Below are 15,134 nucleotides of genomic sequence, written 5' to 3' on the forward strand. Positions count from 1 at the left end.
ACGACGCTCCCGCCCGATACTGCACCCACACCACGTTCTTCTCCGCCCTCGATAGCCCCGGTCGACCTCGCTCCACCATCTCGTTGCTCCAGTGAGTGTGTGCAACTACGCCCTGTTGCACTCACTGGTTGAATCCGCCACCGTCAACATTGACCTCGCACGCAAAGGCTGCCCGCGCGCGCCTTCTCACCGGCGACCCGTCAATGTCCACCGAACTCCCTGCGTTCCTAGGATTGGAATCGAACACCCGCGATTCCGGCGACACCCCGCACAACGCAGCCGCGTTGCTTGCGCTCGGCGATGCGTTCTTTCGGCGTGACCAGGTCGACGAAGCGGCGGCGGCGTACCGCGACGCGCTCCGACTCGAGCCGGATTGCATCGATGCCGCGAATACGCTTGGCGTGATCCTGGCAGGCCGCGGTGAGCATACCGAGGCCATGCAGCTCTTTCGCCGGCTGATTCGTCTCGATCCAAGTTTTATTCACGCCCGTCAGAATCTGGCCCAGGTGTGCATTGCGGCCGGTCGCATGCAGGAAGCGTTGGAGCACTGCCTGGAGGGACGTCGGCTGGACCCCGACAACGTGGCAATTCGAGGAATGTGTGGCGTGGTCTACCGGGCGCTGGGTCACGTCGACGAGGCCCGGGAACTCTATCAACAGTGGTTTGCTGACGATCCGAACGATGCCGCGGTCCGCCATTATCACGCGGCGTTCAGCGGGGCCGACGTTCCGACGGTCGCATCGGCGGACTACGTTCGAGAGGTGTTCGACCCGTTCGCGATCAATTTCGAGGACACGCTAGCTCGGCTCGATTACGCGGCACCGCAGCTGTTGGGGGCCTACCTCGCGCACTTGCTCGGTGCGCCGAACGCACAATGGCGCATCGCCGACGCCGGTTGTGGGACCGGCCTGTGCGCACCGTTCCTCCGGCCCTATGCCAGCGAGCTGACCGGCATCGATTTGTCGCCCCGGATGCTGGAACAGGCATTCGCCAAAGGCGTGTACGACGCGCTGCACGAAGGCGAACTGGTGGAGTTCTTCGGCGCTCGCCCACAGTCGTTCAACGTGATCGTGTCCGCCGACACGCTCTGCTACTTCGGTGCTCTTGAGCGCTTCGCCGAGACGGCCCGAGGCAGTCTCACCGATGGTGGCTGGTTGCTGTTTACCGTCGAGACGCTCACCGACGAGGCGCACGTTGATCACGCGGAGAGCCCGCCGTGGAGGTTGCAGCCCCACGGCCGGTACTGTCATCAGCGGAGCTATGTCGAAGCGACGCTGACCGACAGCGGCTTCGACGTGACTGAGATAGAGCAGGTGGTACTTCGACGTGAGGCGGGTCAGCCTGTGAACGGCTGGCTGGTCACGGCACGCGCACGGTGAACACTCAGACCATCATGTCGTCTCACACCCAGTCCACGCACAGCAACTCCGCCTGCGCCAGCACCGTCTTCACTGCCTCTTCCTGAAGATCCGGTGGATAGCCGAAGCGGTTCAAGATCCGCTTCACCATGACCCGGATCCTCGCTCGGGCGCTCTCGCGCAGCGTCCAGTCGATGCTCACGCTCTTCTTCACCTGCGTGATCAGCTCGGCCGCAATGACCTTGAGCTTGTCGTCGCTCATGGCCTGCTTGGCGCTGCTGTTCGACGCCAATGCGTCATAGAAGGCCAGCTCATCATTCGTGAGGCCCATGGCCTCACCGCGTTTGGCGGCTGAGTCGACTTCCTTGGCCAGCGCGATCAGCTCTTCGATCACCTGCATCGTGGAGATCGCGCGGTTGTGGTAGCTGTTCAGCGTCTTCTTGAGCTTCTCGCTGAAGACCTGCGCCTGCACGAGGTTGTGCTTTGACCGCACCTTCAGCTCGTCTTTGAGCAGCTTCTCGAGCAGATCGGCCGCCACGTTCTTGTGCTTGAGTCCACGCACCTCGGCAAGGAACTGATCACTCAGAATGCTGATGTCCGGCTTGGCGAGACCCGCCGCCGTGAACACGTCGATCACTTCGCCTTCGGTGGTGATCGCGCTGCTCACTAATTGGCGGATAGCCGCATCGATCTGCTCGGGGCTCTTGCGGTTGTTGCTCGTCTGTTTGCCGAGCGCCGCCTGCAACGCCTGAAAGAAACTGACGTCGTCGCGAATGGCGGTGGCCTCGTCACTGGCGGCGCAGAGGGCAAAGGCGCGCGACAGCTCCATGAGCAGCTGCGCCCATCGTGACTTGCCGTTCTCTTGCTCGAGGATGTGCTGCTGGCCGGCGGGAATGAGCGCCAAGCGCTGCGCCGGTGTGCCGGTGGTCCACGTCTCCCACGCGAGGCCATGCATCATGTCGCACGCCGCGCCGTGCTTCTCCAGCATCACCGAAATCGCCTGAGTGGTATCGAAGGTCGGGTTGCCTTGGCCGCCGCTCTCGGTGTATGTGGCCAGCGCACGCTTGAGTTGATCGGCCAGCCCGAGGTAGTCCACCACCAGCCCGCCCGGCTTGTTGCGGAACACGCGATTCACGCGGGCGATGGCCTGCATCAGGCCATGTCCCTGCATCGGCTTGTCGGCATACATCGTGTGCAGGCACGGCGCATCGAAGCCGGTGAGCCACATGTCGCGCACGATCACGATGCGAAACGGATCCTTCGCATCCTTGAACCGGTTGGCCAGTTTGCGCCGCTTGTCCTTCCCGCGAATGTGTCGTTGCCAGTTCGGGCCGTCGTCCGCACTGCCGGTCATCACCACCTTTACCACAAGCGCGCGCTGTTGCTCGGCGTCGGCATCATCGTTCACCGCGCTGGCCCACTCGGGGCGTATGGCGACAATCGCGTCGTACAAATCGACCGCGATGCGACGGCTCATGCAGACGACCATCGCCTTGCCGTCCATCGCTTCGATCCGCTTCTCGAAGTGCGTGACCATGTCGGCGGCGATCAGCGCGATGCGCTTGGGGTCGCCCACCAGCGCCTCGAGCGCAGCCCACTTGCTCTTGAGCTTCTCCTTGCGGGTTTGCTCTTCGCCTTCGGTGATCTCCTCGAACTCGGCGTCGATTCGCGGCAAGGCGGCCGCGTTGAGCGCGAGCTTGGAGATGCGGCTCTCGTAGTAGATCGGCACCGTGGCGTGATCGGCCACCGCGCGTTGGATATCGTAAATTGAGATGTAGTCGCCGAACACGGCGCGCGTGTTGGCGTCGCTCTGTTCGATGGGCGTACCGGTAAAGCCGATGAACGACGCGTGGGGTAAGGCATCGCGTAGGTTGCTGGCAAAACCGTAGGTCATCTCACCAGTCTTCTCGTTCACCTTTCCGGCGAAGCCGTACTGGCTGCGATGCGCTTCGTCGGCGATGACCACGATATTCTGACGGGTGCTGAGCTCCGGCATGGCCTCGCCGCGCTCGGGCATGAACTTCTGGATGGTGGTGAACACCACACCGCCGCTGGCGCGGTTCAGCAACTCCTGCAGATGTTCACGCCCGGTCGCTTGCACCGGCGTTTCGCCGAGCAGCTCGGTGCAGCGTAGGAACTGCCCGAACAGCTGATCGTCGAGATCGTTGCGGTCGGTGAGCACCACCAGCGTGGGACTCCGCATGGCCGGGTGTCGTACCACGCGCGCGGCGTAAAACAGCATCGAGAACGACTTGCCGCTGCCTTGCGTATGCCACACCACACCGGCGCGACGGTCGCCCGCTTTGCCGCCCTTCATGGCGCCGGCCCAGTACGTGCCGGTGGTGCCATGGACCTGGTCGCGGCGCACGTTCATCCCGCTGGCGCGGACGGTCTCTTCAACGGCGGCGTTCACGGCATGGAACTGGTGATAGCCGGCCAGAATCTTGTGTACGGACCCGTTGTCGGGATCTTCCTCGAACACAATGAAGTGCTGCAGCAAGTCGAGGAAACGCTGCTTCTCGAACACGCCGCGCACGAGCGTTTCCAGTTCCAGCGCCGACTTCGAGGCGTCACCATCGCCATCGATGGTGCGCCACACCTTGAACCACTCCTGATTGGCCGTGACCGACCCGATGCGCGCCTGCAACCCGTCACTCACGACCAACGCGGCGTTGTACTGTAGCAGCGACGGAATCTCCGCCTTGTACGTCTGCAGCTGGGCGTAGGCGCTCCAGATCGTGGCGTCTTCGTCGGCCGGGTTCTTGAGCTCCACGAGCCCCAGGGGCAAGCCATTCACGAACAGCACGATGTCGGGACGACGCGTGTGATGCGCTTCGATCACCGTGAACTGATTCACCGCGAGCCAATCGTTGGCACTCGGATTGGCGAAGTCCACGAGCCGCGCGTGGTCGCCGGCGATGCTGCCGTCAGCGCGCGGATACTCCACCGGCACGCCATCGCGCAGCCACGTGTGGAAGGTGCGATTGGTTTGCGTGAGCGAGGGCAGGGCCACGCGCAGCACCTTTCGGAGTGCTTCGTCACGCGCGTCGGCGGGGATGGCGGGATTCAGTCGTGCGATGGCGTCGCGCAGGCGCTGTACGAGAACGACATCGGTGAAGCCATCGCGTTCGGCCGCCGGTTCACCGGGGGCGATGTGTGGCCCGTGGCCGATGGCGTAGCCGAGTTCCCCGAACCACGCGAGGGCGGCCTCTTCGACGATGGCTTCATTCAGGGTCATTGTTTGCGCGGCTTGGACTTCTTCGGTGCGGTCGACTTCGGTAGTGCCTTCATGTCGGACACGGCCTTTTCGAAGTCGGCGTCCACCGCACGTGGTTGGGTATCGAGCCACTGTCGGTAGCGCGCGTACTCGATTTCGGCCTTCGCCTTGGCCTGCTCGGCGGAAATGCCTCCGGTATGGTCGAGCAGCTGGTGGTCGGCGATGCTGAGAAACTCATCGAGCTTCGCAATCCAGTCGCGCATCGTCATCACCTTCCGCTGCATCGCCCGCAGTTCCGCGAATTCGAGGAACGCGTTAACGATGCGGTTCAGCGTGCCCAGTTCGCGTTCGTCGAGGTAGTTCTTGGCCACCGACACATCTTCCTTGCGGATGATACCGCCTGGACGTGTGGACGTGAGACCCATATGCGGCTTGCTGGCATCGACGCGGGCGTGAATGACCTCGGCAGCGGTCTGCCCGTGCGCTGCCCAGTGCATCTTGTTCTGCACGGTGGCGAAGAACTGTTGCGAGATCTCCACGTGGGGCGTGTAGTCCACGCTCGTCGCATAGATGTCCAGCACCTTCTGGTGGAAGCGTCGCTCGGACGAACGAATGTCGCGAATGCGCTCAAGCTGTTCGTCGAAGTAGTCCCGTTGGCCCTTCCCCGGCGGATTCTTGAGACGCTCGTCATCCATGGTGAAGCCTTTCACCAGGTACTCGCTCAAGCGGCCCAGAGCCCATTGGCGGAACTGGGTGCCCCGGTGACTGCGAATACGGAAGCCGACGGCAAGAATGGCATCCAGGTTGTAGTGTTCGATCTCGCGGGTGACCTCTCGACGGCCCTCGGTTCGAACTATCCGGAGTTTCCGGATAGTTGCCGAATGGTCGAGCTCGCCCTCGGCGAAGATGTTCTGGAGATGCTCATTGATCGTTCGGACATCCTTGTCGAAGAGGTCCGCGAGCACCGCCTGTGACAGCCACACTGTTTCATCCTCGAAGCGGCACTCGATGCGGGTTCGGCCGTCCTCTGTTTGATAGAGGATGAGGGCGGAGCTTGGTTCGGGAGGGAGGGTCATGCGAAGGCCTCCATCTTTGATGCCGTGGCCAACCCTGCATCGTGGTCGACTTTGGTGAGGCGGAGTTCCCCGCTGAGGAGTTTGGGGAGGAGGGTGTCGCGAAGGGTGGCGAGGGTGCGGGATTGAACTCGCTGCGCGACGATCTGGTCGACTAGCGGTGCCAGTATTTCAGTCATCGCTTCAAGTAGCGGCCGAGGGGGAACTAATACCTTTGCCCCGCTGAGGTGCCCACGCTGAATGTGCCCCATTGTCGTGGCTTTGTCGGCTGCGATCAAACGGAATTCCTCAAGGTGTTGGCGCGTCCAAAGATAGTAGAACCACTTCGGGAACTCCGCCGAGGTGACTTTGAACAGATGCTGATTCAGAGCGCCGGCACCGCCACACCACAATTCGACTTCCAAGCTACCAGACCACGAGAACAACACGTCTCCATCCTCGACGACGTACGCTGAGGGTAGGTCAGCGCTGCAGAGCTCTGCCCCGACGGAATCGCCCTTACGAAGCTGAGCGATCTTGATAACCGGCAGAGTTGCACCATCACGCGGTGGATACTTCTGGAGCGCGAGCCCATTGAGGAAATGGGCCGCTTTGTCGAGACTGCGCAGTTCCCAACCCGAAGGTGCATGGCCGATCTCGGCTTCTGCAAACGAATCCGGAAAAAGTGCAGCAGTCGTTTTATCAAGTCCGACGGGCGTGCGGCCATCGAGCTTGGCGCGAACGGGATCGAAGTCTACGAACCAGCTCTGAAACAGCGCGCGCGCCGTGGCCTCAAGCGTCGCGTTCATCCGCCGGTTCAACTCGATCTTGTCGTCCAGCGCGCCAAGGATCGCCGCGATTGCACGTTGATCGGCAATCGGAGGAAGCGTCACCGGAAGTGAACGAATCACACCTTCATTCAAGTTCGGCATTACCGCGCCCACGGCATGCTGCTTGAGCCAAAGCACCGATTCGTTTGCCGACAAGTAGAACGAAAGGAATTCGGGATCAATAGCTGCACTTGATACGCGGAGCAGAATCGCGCCGGTTCCGCACAACCATCCTTCTTCACGCTTCGTCACAACCGCCGACAAGCCTGTCGCCTGAACCCCGCGGCGAGCGAAAAGGATGTCGCCTGCCTTAAGGCGATGCCGCACTAGTCGTGCAGCAGTTTCCTCGGAGACTTCGGGAACTCCATTAATCCATAGTCGGCGTCGTCCGATGGCCTCAGTGGGAATAACCGGTACCCCGGAAGGCACGTAGTCGTATGAGTGAAGCTGCGATCCGAATGGTCCGGTCTGAGTGACCATCGAACCTTCGTCACACAGCGCCCCGATGGTGGTCGTGCTCCAGCCTCTAGCCGGCATATCCGATCGCCTCGAGGCCCGCGCGAATAACCCCTTCCAACTCCGCCGACTCCGCGAACTGCGCCTGCAGCTCCGCGACCAGCCGCGGCATCTTCTCCTCAAACGGCTCGCCCTCGTCGATCACTTCCTCTGCGCCCACATACCGACCCGGCGTAAGCACGTATCCGTGCGCTGCGATCTCCGTCGTCGTCGACGACTTGCAGAATCCGGTCATATTTTCGTACGCCACCGCAGGCGCCGAATCGCGCCAGCCGTGATACACACCCGTGATCTTATCCAGATCCGCATCCGTGAGCTCGCGGTGCACGCGATCGATCAGCGTGCCCATCTTCCGCGCGTCGATGAACAACGTCTGCCTGCGCCGATCACGAAATCCGCGCGCTTTGTCCGCGCCCTTGTCGCGCGTTACAAACCACAGGCACACCGGAATCTGCGTGCTGTAGAACAGCTGCCCCGGCAGCGCCACCATGCAATCCACCAAATCGGCATCAACAATGGCACGCCGTATCTCGCCTTCGCCGCTCTGACTCGACGACATGCTACCGTTCGCCAACACGAAGCCCGCCATGCCGTGCGGCGCCAAGTGGTGAATGAAGTGCTGCACCCACGCGAAGTTCGCGTTCCCCTTCGGCGGCACGCCGTACTGCCAGCGCACGTCGTCGTCTTTGCGGAACCAGTCGCTGTCGTTGAACGGCGGGTTGGCCAACACGTAGTCGGCGCGCAGATCGGGGTGCAGGTCGCGCCGGAAGGTGTCTTCGTGCTCGGGGCCGAAGTCGGCCTCGATGCCACGCAACGCCAGGTTCATCACCGCCAAACGGCGCGTGGTGGCGTTGCTCTCCTGTCCGTACACGCTGATGTCGCCGCGACGGCCGCCGTGCGATTCCACGAACTTTTCCGACTGCACGAACATGCCGCCCGAGCCGCAGGCCGGGTCATAAATGCGGCCCTTGTACGGCGCCAGCATTTCCACCAGGCAGCGCACCACGCAACTCGGCGTGTAAAACTGTCCGCCGTTCTTGCCTTCGGCGCTGGCAAAGCGCGTGAGAAAGTATTCGTACACGCGGCCGAGCAGGTCCACCGAGCGGTGCGTCTTCTCGCCTTCGCTGGCGGCGGTGAGCGCAATGGTGGCGATCACGTCGATCAACTCACCCAGGCGCTGTTTGTCGAGGGCGGGGCGGGCGTAGTCCTTGGGGAGCACACCCTTCAGGCGAGGGTTGTCGCGCTCGATCGCCACCATGGCGTCGTCCACCAACTTGCCGATGTTGGGCTGCTTGGCACTGGCCTGCAGGTGCGACCAGCGCGATTCGCCCGGCACCCAGAACACGTTTTCGGCCTTGTACTCGTCGGGATCTTCCGGATTGGCGCCGGCGTAGTCGCCGTCGCCCGAAAGCAGCTTGGTACGATGCTCCTCAAAGGTGTCAGAGATGTACTTGAGGAAAATCAGCCCCAGCACGACGTGCTTGTATTCCGCCGCGTCCATATTGTTGCGCAGCTTGTCGGCCGTGAGCCACAGCTTGGCCTCGAAGCCGATGTTCGCCGTGGAGCTGGAACTGTCCTTGGATTTCGTACGTGCCATTCGTCCCTGTTGGGCCAGTGTGAAGTTGCCCACCAACTTAGCCCCAGGGTCTGACCTTCGGACAGCGTAAGCGCGGCCCGACCGCTACAATCCTTTCATGCAACTTCGCTCCGATCTCACCTGTCCGGCCTGCGGTGCTGTCGAGCCGCTCGAGATGCCGACCGACGCCTGCCTCTTTTTCCACGAGTGCAGCGCGTGCAAGGTGCTCCTGCGGCCGAACGCCGGTGATTGCTGCGTGTTCTGTTCATTCGGCTCGGTGCCCTGTCCGCCGATCCAAGCGGGTAGCACGGACTGCTGCACTCCAGCGTCGAAACACCCCGAGTCACTCAGCGGGACGTGATCGTCCCCCAGTGAGCGTCAGCGACCGCTTACCGCCGATCGCGTCGCGTGTCGCGCTCCTTTTCGAACTTCGCGCGCTCCTCCTCAAGCATCACCTGCTGCAGGGAATCGGCACGCGTGCGCTGCTCGGGGTTCAATTGTTCTCTGGCCCGATCACGGAAGCTGTCCTGAATATCGGAGAGCTTGCTCATGACCGCGCGTACGGTATCCGACGCCCCGCCTCCTGGTCCACCGCCAGACTGCTCGCCATCGGGGCGTCCGCCGCCGCGCCCTGACCCCCCCGCGCCCCCGCCCATCCCGCCGGGAATACCTCCACCCATCCCACCGCCAGGCGCCGCACCACCGCCGCGACCGCCACGCTGCGGCATGTCGGCGAAGAGTTTATCGAGGTCCTTGAACAGCGGTTCCTGCATGTGCCGCATTTCCTTGCGCAGCGACTTGAAGGTTTCCTGCTGTGGCTTGGTGAGCTCGATCGGTTTCTTGCGATCCAGCAGGAACTCGATCGGGTCGGCCTTCTCGATCCGTTCGCGCGCCATCGCCGCTGGCGATTTCATACTGCCGCCCATGCCCGGGCCGCCTCTTCCCCCCATGCCGCCGCCGCGGCCACCGGCACCTCCGCCCATGCCACCGCCCCCCATTCCACCCATCTGGGCGGCCAGCACCGCGGGCGTGACAGTCGCTAGCGTACAGGCAAGCATGGACGCCGCTAGGAATCGACGACGGACAGAGACGTGATGAGCAGACATGGTCGAGAGGAGTAGAGTGGCAGCACGAGTCATCGATTGGCGACGCCTGTTCCAACATACCGGAGTCGTGCTCGTCGCCGCCTGTGCACGTAACACGGCCCCGGTGGCCAACCCCACGCGGGAGCCCGCCGCCGTCTCGGCACCCGCGTCGGGACCCACGCTGTCCAGCGACCTCGCCGTCGTTCCCGTGCGCGTGACGTACGTGCTCAGCGCCCTTACACCGTCACTCGATTCGCTCTTCCCGGTCAGTGACTCGCTGAGCGCCGCCCGCTGCGCGGCGATCGGCTTGGTGTGCCATCAGTACGTGTATCGACGCGAACCGCTGCGCCTGCGCGCCGAGGGACCGCAGCTTTTAATCGACACGAAGCTGGCCTATCGCGCCCGACTCGGCACCATCGGTGGCAGTGCCCGGGTCGCCAGCTGTGGCTACGCGCCGGAGGCCATGCGACGCGCCAGCACGTCCATGACGACCTCACTCTACTGGCGACGCGATTGGAAGATCGGTGCGCGTAACACGAAGCTGGTGGCCGCACTCGTGGACCGCTGCATGGTGACGGCACTCGGGGTCGATGCCACGAAGACGTTGCAGGGTGTCATCGACAAGCAGCTCGCGTTGTTCGCGGCGGAGGCGGATTCCACGATTCCCACCGTCGGCGACTTCAAGCCATTGGCCGATTCGCTCTGGCAGAGCTTTCTCGAGCCGACGGCGCTCGACTCCACGAATACGCTGTGGCTCATGCTTGATCCGCAGGCGGTGCAGGTGACCCCCTTCCGCGGCAACGGGCCGAGCATCATCACCACGATGGTACTGTATGCGCGACCACGCGTGATCGCCGGCGCAAAGCCAGTCGTGCGGCGGAAGCCGCTGCCCGTACTCGCCCTTGGTTCGGCGCCGATGGAGTACACGGTTCCGGTGAGTGTGGAACTGCCATTCGCGGAACTCGAACGTCGCGCCGCGCTACTCCTGTCGCAGGAAACGTCGAGCGGCAGTGTGCGCGTAGACAGCGTCCATGTGCGCGGCATGCGCGACAGCGTGCGCATCGATCTCACAGTCTCGGGATCGTTGCGCGGACGCCTGTCGCTTACGTCACGGGTGCGATGGGATGCCATCGCTCGTGAAATCCGCCTGGACGACCTCGATTGGTCGCTGGAGAGCCGTGGGAAGCTCTCACGGGTAAAAGCCACTCTCGGCGCGCCGCTCGTGGGACGTGCCGTGCGGCGCGCCACCAATGGCGGACGCGTGGCGCTCGGCGCGCAGCTGGATTCGGTGCGTGCGGAGTTGATGCGCAAGCTGAACGGGCCGATGGCGCCCGGCGTGGTGATGGGTAGCAGTGTGCGCGACTTGCAGATAATCGATGTCACCGCGACGGCAACGGCCTTCGTGGTCACGGCGCGACTCACCGGACAATCAGGAGTGTGGTTTCAATGACGGTACACGTCAACAAGTACCTGTGCGCGGCCGCGATGGCGATCGTAGGCAGCGTGCCGTCGATGCAGGCCCAGAGCGCCCCCGCGAGCGACGCCACCACCGCGCGGATCATGCAGCGGCTCGGTGCGTTGGCGGCGGACAGCATGGAAGGCCGTCGCGCCGGCACCGCGGGTTCGGTGCGCGCCCGCGCGTACCTCGTGCAGGAGCTCACCGCGATGGCGGCCAAGCCGTTCGGCGGGAGCTTCACCATGCCGGTCGCACTGCGCGCACGAGCCGGCGCCCACACGACCGGGGCAAACATCGTAGCGCGCATCCCCGGCAAGAACTCCACTGGTCCCGTGCTGGTGCTCAGTGCGCACTACGATCACCTGGGTGTGCGCAACGGTGTGGTCTTCAATGGGGCCGACGACGACGCGAGTGGCTGCGTGGCGCTGCTCACGATTGCCGAACGGTTGCTGCGAGAGCCACCGGAACACGATGTGATTCTCGCGTTCTTCGACGCCGAGGAATCGGGGATGGTGGGATCGAAGGCGTTCGTGAATGCCCCACCGCTACCCATCGATCGTATCGCGCTCAACGTGAACCTCGACATGATTGCGCGACAGGACGGCAAGGCGCTCTGGGTCTCAGGCACGTCGCACACGCCGTCGCTCAAACCCATCGCCGAGCAGGCCGCGAGCAAGGCGACGGTTACCATCCGGTTCGGGCACGACACGAAGAACCTCAAGCCGGGCGACGATTGGACTGGGTCGTCAGATCACTCGGCATTTCATTCCAAGGGGATCCCGTTTTTGTATCTGGGGGTTGAGGATCACGACGACTACCACCAGTCGGGTGACGACGCCGAGAAGGTGGACCCGACGTTTTATCGCGGGACGGTGGAGTATGCGTATGCGCTGGTGCGGGCGGCGGACGCGAAGCTGAACACCGTGACGCGAACCGCGAGATAAGGAAGAAGGGCCGCTTCGGAGTGATCCGTTGCGGCCCTTCTGACTCCTTGCCGGTTCGAAACGATCCCGAACCGGTAAAACCCGTTACCGGGCGTCGATCAGGAGATCGGTTGCCCAGGACGAACCGGCAAAGGAACTATGACTAGACAAATGATCACCTCCTCGAAATAGGGTGGGACTTCGGGCAGACGGCCACCGAGATCCTACGGGTGCGTTCCAAGCCGCTTGGAGACCGGGAACGCGCGGTTGTTTTGCGCGGTCGCTCCACCGCACAGCGACCATGCTAGGGCTCAGACTGCTCCGTGGCAAGCGGCCAATGCGCCTTCTATCACAGATCAGTACTTTTCGCGGACAGAGTCCCGCTCTGGATTCCCCAAGTTTCCCACCTCGAGCACCACTATGCTCAGACTGACTTCTTGCAGCCACTTGTCCCGCCGTGCGGCGACGTGGGCTGCCGTTCTACTCGCTGCCCCGACGGCAATCGTGGCGCAGCTGGCGCCGGCCGCGCAGGCCGCGAGCAAGCTTCCCAAGGGCCCGCGCGCGATGATGCTGGCCGACTGGTATCGCGTCGTGAATGTGAGCAGTCCGGCGGTCTCGCCCGACGGCAAGCGGGTCGCCATGACTGTCACTAAGGCCGTCGAAGCCGAGAACAAGCGGCACAACGAGATCTGGGTGGTGAACACCGCCGGCGGAGAGCCGCAGCGGTGGACATCGCCGAGCACCGAAAGCAGCAACCCGCGCTGGTCGCCCGACGGCAAGTACCTGTTCTTCACCTCGCAACGCGCCGGCGGGCAGGGCAGCACGTGGGCGATTCGACTCGATCAGCCGAGTGGCGAAGCGATCCAAATTGGTACCTATCCGAACGGTTCGATGCCGTTGAGCGGTGCCTTCGCGGTGTTCACGGAACCCGCCCGCCGCGACACCACCGCGCGGAACTCCGCGAATCCGTTCGCCCGCATGCAGCCGATGGCCAAGCCGACGTTCGATGCGATCACGCGTCCGGCCGAGCCGTCGCGCTTCGATGGCCGTCATGTGACCGACATGTCGTACAAGGTGAACGGTGTGGGCTTTGTCCCGGGTCGTGCCGAGGCGCGCAGCTGGCGTCCGGCGCAGCTCTGGCGGCAGACGGTGGGCGACACGGCCAAGCAGCAGCTGACGACCACGCTGTACTCGCACCGTTCGCCCGAAGTATCCCCCGACGGCAAGTGGATCGCCTTCATCGCCGACGCGCGACTGCGTCCGGATTCGGTGATGGACCTCGAGCGTGACTCGCTCGCCAAGCTGCCGTACAACAAGGCACGCGACGAGGCCGATCGCAACGACACGGATCTCTACGTCATGGCGAGCACCGGCGGCACGCCGCGCAAGGTGAGCGAGTGGATGGGCGCCGAGTCGGACATCACGTGGTCGCCTGACAGCAAGCAGCTGGCGTTTGTGGGTCGTCCGTCGCGTATCAAGTCGGCCCGCATCTATGTCGTGGACGTCGCGGGTGGGACGCCTCGCAATCTGCTGGGCGACTGGCAGTTCGAGCCGGGCTCGTTGTTCTGGCTCACGACGGGACAACTACAGTTCACGGCCGACATCGGCGGACGGTCTGCCGTGCTGCGCGCCGATCTCACTGGCAAGTCGGCACCGAAGGAACTGGTCGGTGGTCGTCGTCAGCTGCGCGGTGCGAGCTACGACGCCGCGGGCAAGGTGATGGCGTACACGTCGACCTCCATGACCAAGCCCACCGAGCTGTTTGTCGCGACGGCCGATGGCGTCGGTGAACGTCAGCTCACGCGCTTCAATGATGACGTGAACAAGGATGTCGTGTGGAGCGATGCCGAGCGCTTTACCTACAAGAGCGTCGGTAACATGGAGATCGAAGGCTGGCTCATGAAACCGTACGGCTACGAGGCCGGCAAGAAGTATCCCGTAGTGCTCTACATCCATGGCGGCCCGCACTCCGCGTACGGCGAAGGCTGGTTCGATGAATTCCAGAATCTCGCGGCGCAGGGCATCGCGGTGCTGTTCACAAACCCGCGTGGATCGAGTGGCTACGGCGCGGACTTCACGTACAGCACGCGCGGCCGCTGGGGTATGGAGGACTACGAGGACCTGATGAAAGCGGTCGACATCGTCGCGAAGCGCCCGGATATCGACAGCACGCGCATGGGTGCATCGGGCGGCTCGTACGGCGGCTTCATGACGACATGGATTGCGACGAAGACCAATCGCTTCAAGACAATTCAGACGGATCGCACAATCACCGATTGGACGTACTGGTACGGCTCATCCGATGCGCAGGGGCTCACGGAGTTCGAGTTCTACGGCAAGCCGTGGGATAACCAGAAGCTGTACGACACGCTGTCGCCAATTCGCTACGTGCAGAAGGTGAAGACGCCGATGCTCATGGTCCAGAGCGAAGAGGACCATCGCACCCCAATGGGCAGCGCAGAGATCTGGTTCATGTCACTCAAGAAGCAGGGTGTGCCGGTAGAGATGATTCGCTATCCGCGCTCCAACCACGACCTCTCGCGCACGGGTGAGCCGTGGCTGTTGGTAGATCGCCTCGGGCGTTTGCGCCAGTGGTTTGGCTATTGGTTGCAGGGCGAGAAGCCGAAGGACCCGGCGACGAGGGCGGCGGCGGGGACGCCGTAGGCTGGTCGAATCGTCGAAACGTCGAAACGTCGAATCGTCGAAGTGCTGGGAACGACCGCTGGCACGATTCGTTCAGAGTCAGCTGCCTTCGCAACTTAGCGCTATCACACAAACTACGATTCGACGTTTCGACGATTCGACGCAATCCCCTCCCATGACCGTCCTCATCACCGGCGCGACCGGATACATCGGAGGGCGCCTCACGCCTCGGCTTGTTGAGCTCGGGTTGCCGGTGCGTGTGTTCGTGCGCGATGCGAAGCGCATCCGTGGGCGCTGGTGGGAAGATCGGGTTGAAGTCGTCACTGGCGACCTCATGGACCCCGTCACAGTCGCGCGCGCGCTCGAGGGCGCGGACACGGCGTACTACCTCGACCACTCCATGACGAACTCCGCGGACTGTGCCGCACGCGACCGGATCGCGGCGCGCAATGTCGTCAACGCCGGACGCGAGCTGCGC

Annotated in this window: 11 protein-coding genes; 6 read left to right on the forward strand and 5 right to left on the reverse strand. The window is 63.3% G+C overall.

Annotated features, from left to right (window positions below; genetic code table 11):
* Positions 1-203 precede the first annotated feature (203 nt).
* Complete coding sequence (locus RMP10_RS10640; protein WP_310570268.1) at positions 204-1,379, forward strand: tetratricopeptide repeat protein; 1,176 nt, start codon at positions 204-206, stop codon at positions 1,377-1,379.
* 22 nt (positions 1,380-1,401) lie between these two features.
* Here the strand turns inward: RMP10_RS10640 and RMP10_RS10645 are convergent, their stop codons facing one another.
* The 4 genes from RMP10_RS10645 to RMP10_RS10660 are packed head-to-tail and all read right to left on the reverse strand — an operon-like array spanning position 1,402 to position 8,570.
* Entirely contained in the window at positions 1,402-4,596 is a 3,195-nt protein-coding gene (locus RMP10_RS10645) for a type I restriction endonuclease subunit R (protein WP_310570269.1), read from the reverse strand.
* The gene (locus RMP10_RS10650) at positions 4,593-5,651 is read right to left on the reverse strand and encodes a virulence RhuM family protein (protein WP_310570270.1); all 1,059 of its coding nucleotides are present in this window, start codon (positions 5,649-5,651) and stop codon (positions 4,593-4,595) included. The genes RMP10_RS10645 and RMP10_RS10650 overlap by 4 nt, the downstream gene beginning before the upstream one ends.
* Positions 5,648-6,937: a restriction endonuclease subunit S gene (locus RMP10_RS10655; RefSeq protein WP_310570271.1), complete on the reverse strand. Its 1,290-nt coding sequence runs from the start codon at positions 6,935-6,937 to the stop codon at positions 5,648-5,650. Before RMP10_RS10655 ends, RMP10_RS10650 begins: the two co-directional genes overlap by 4 nt.
* Before the next feature lie 46 nt (positions 6,938-6,983).
* On the reverse strand, positions 6,984-8,570 hold the full coding sequence (locus RMP10_RS10660; RefSeq protein WP_310570272.1) for a class I SAM-dependent DNA methyltransferase: 1,587 nt from the start codon (positions 8,568-8,570) through the stop codon (positions 6,984-6,986).
* Between the two features lie 97 nt (positions 8,571-8,667).
* On the opposite strand from RMP10_RS10660, the gene RMP10_RS10665 reads away from it, so the two are divergent.
* A complete protein-coding gene (locus RMP10_RS10665; protein WP_310570273.1) occupies positions 8,668-8,910 on the forward strand; it encodes a GDCCVxC domain-containing (seleno)protein in 243 nt (80 codons plus the stop codon).
* A 28-nt stretch (positions 8,911-8,938) separates the two neighbouring features.
* Here RMP10_RS10665 and RMP10_RS10670 read toward each other — a convergent pair whose 3' ends face one another.
* Positions 8,939-9,655, reverse strand: coding sequence for a hypothetical protein (locus tag RMP10_RS10670; protein ID WP_310570274.1), 717 nt, complete (start codon positions 9,653-9,655; stop codon positions 8,939-8,941).
* Between the two features lie 67 nt (positions 9,656-9,722).
* Here RMP10_RS10670 and RMP10_RS10675 point away from each other — a divergent pair, with 67 nt between their 5' ends.
* From RMP10_RS10675 to RMP10_RS10690, 4 genes are all read left to right on the forward strand, one after another.
* Complete coding sequence (locus tag RMP10_RS10675; RefSeq protein ID WP_310570275.1) at positions 9,723-11,084, forward strand: DUF4403 family protein; 1,362 nt, start codon at positions 9,723-9,725, stop codon at positions 11,082-11,084.
* Positions 11,081-12,034, forward strand: a complete 954-nt coding sequence (locus tag RMP10_RS10680) for a M20/M25/M40 family metallo-hydrolase (RefSeq protein WP_310570276.1) — start codon at positions 11,081-11,083, stop codon at positions 12,032-12,034. The genes RMP10_RS10675 and RMP10_RS10680 overlap by 4 nt, the downstream gene beginning before the upstream one ends.
* Positions 12,035-12,460: 426 nt before the next feature.
* A complete protein-coding gene (locus tag RMP10_RS10685; protein ID WP_310570277.1) occupies positions 12,461-14,677 on the forward strand; it encodes a S9 family peptidase in 2,217 nt (738 codons plus the stop codon).
* A 154-nt stretch (positions 14,678-14,831) separates the two neighbouring features.
* A partial coding sequence (locus RMP10_RS10690; RefSeq protein WP_310570278.1) for an NAD(P)H-binding protein occupies positions 14,832-15,134 on the forward strand: 303 nt, incomplete at its 3' end.

The organism is Gemmatimonas sp., from assembly GCF_031426495.1.
Taxonomy (GTDB): domain Bacteria; phylum Gemmatimonadota; class Gemmatimonadetes; order Gemmatimonadales; family Gemmatimonadaceae; genus Gemmatimonas.

Bases quoted from the DNA above. Each gene is read 5' to 3' on its own strand.
- RMP10_RS10680 (WP_310570276.1), top strand. From the start codon at position 11,081: ATGACGGTACACGTCAACAAGTACCTGTGCGCGGCCGCGATGGCGATC.
- RMP10_RS10650 (WP_310570270.1), bottom strand. From the start codon at position 5,651: ATGACCCTCCCTCCCGAACCAAGCTCCGCCCTCATCCTCTATCAAACA.
- RMP10_RS10670 (WP_310570274.1), bottom strand. From the start codon at position 9,655: ATGTCTGCTCATCACGTCTCTGTCCGTCGTCGATTCCTAGCGGCGTCC.
- RMP10_RS10655 (WP_310570271.1), bottom strand. From the start codon at position 6,937: ATGGTCACTCAGACCGGACCATTCGGATCGCAGCTTCACTCATACGAC.
- RMP10_RS10640 (WP_310570268.1), top strand. From the start codon at position 204: ATGTCCACCGAACTCCCTGCGTTCCTAGGATTGGAATCGAACACCCGC.
- RMP10_RS10645 (WP_310570269.1), bottom strand. From the start codon at position 4,596: ATGACCCTGAATGAAGCCATCGTCGAAGAGGCCGCCCTCGCGTGGTTC.
- RMP10_RS10660 (WP_310570272.1), bottom strand. From the start codon at position 8,570: ATGGCACGTACGAAATCCAAGGACAGTTCCAGCTCCACGGCGAACATC.
- RMP10_RS10665 (WP_310570273.1), top strand. From the start codon at position 8,668: ATGCAACTTCGCTCCGATCTCACCTGTCCGGCCTGCGGTGCTGTCGAG.